The sequence below is a fragment of the Protofrankia sp. CiT1 genome (genome assembly GCF_917627335.1).
Taxonomy (GTDB): domain Bacteria; phylum Actinomycetota; class Actinomycetes; order Frankiales; family Frankiaceae; genus Protofrankia.
The window spans coordinates 4,640-5,729 of record NZ_CAKJTP010000203.1 but is presented as its reverse complement, the minus strand read 5'-3'; the positions used below and the strand labels follow the sequence as shown (position 1 = coordinate 5,729).

The following is a 1,090-nucleotide window of genomic DNA, read 5'->3' as shown; positions in this document are numbered from 1 at the left end:
GGGAGGAAGGTCGTCGCCGGGGAGCCGAGGAAGCCGGCGACGAAGATGGTCGCGGGCCGGTCGGACAGCTCACCCGGGGTGCCCACCTGCTGGATACGTCCCGCGCGCATGACCGCGACCCGGTCGCCGAGGGTCATCGCCTCGGTCTGGTCATGGGTGACGTACACGGTGGTGGTGCCCAGGCGGTTCTGGAGCCGGGACACCTGGGTGCGCATCTGGACCCGCAGCTTCGCGTCCAGGTTGGACAGCGGCTCGTCCATGAGGAACGCCTTCGGGTCCCGCACGATGGCCCGCCCCATCGCCACCCGCTGGCGCTGCCCGCCGGACAGGTTCGCCGGCTTGCGGTCCAGGTGGGGGGTGAGGTCGAGGATCTCGGCGGCCTGCTCGACCTTCCGGTTGATCTCCTCCTTCGGCAGCTTCGCGAGCGACAGCGCGAAGCCCATGTTCTGGCGCACCGTCATATGCGGGTAGAGCGCGTAGCTCTGGAACACCATCGCGATGTCGCGGTCCTTGGGCGCGAGATCGTTCACCACCTTGCCGCCGATGCGCAGCTCGCCTTCGGTGATGCCCTCCAGGCCGGCGATCATGTTGAGGGTGGTGGACTTCCCGCAGCCGGACGGGCCGACCAGGATGACGAACTCGCCGTCGGCGATCTCGAGGTTCGCGTCGGCGACCGCCGTCTGCCCGTCCGGAAACCGCTTGGTGACGTGGTCGAGAACGATGTCGGCCATGCGCGCTACCCCTTCACCGCGCCGGAGGTGAGCCCGGCGACGATCCGACGTTGGAACAGCAGGACGAAGACGATGATCGGGATCGTGATGACGACCGCAGCCGCCGAGATCGAGCCGATCGGCTCGGCGAACTGGGAGGCGCCGGTGAAGAAGGCGATGGCTGCGGGCGCGGTCCGCGCACTCTCGGTCGACGTCAGCGAGATGGCGAACAGGAAGTCGTTCCAGCAGAAGATGAACACCAGGATCGCGGTGGTCACCATGCCGGGCGCGGCGAGCGGCGCGATCACCCGCCGGAAAGTCTGGAACGGGGTGGCCCCGTCCACCTGGGCCGCCTTTTCCCGGTCCCAGGGGATTTCCCG

The 1,090-nt window shown here is 68.6% G+C and carries 2 protein-coding genes; both read right to left on the bottom strand.

From position 1 onward, the window contains the following. Positions 1 to 731, bottom strand: a 731-nt coding sequence (locus MJ785_RS19875; protein ID WP_239382227.1) for an ABC transporter ATP-binding protein, incomplete at its 3' end; no start/stop codon positions are given. A 5-nt stretch (positions 732 to 736) separates the two neighbouring features. Next, positions 737 to 1,090, bottom strand: a 354-nt coding sequence (locus MJ785_RS19870) for a carbohydrate ABC transporter permease (RefSeq protein WP_239382225.1), incomplete at its 5' end; no start/stop codon positions are given.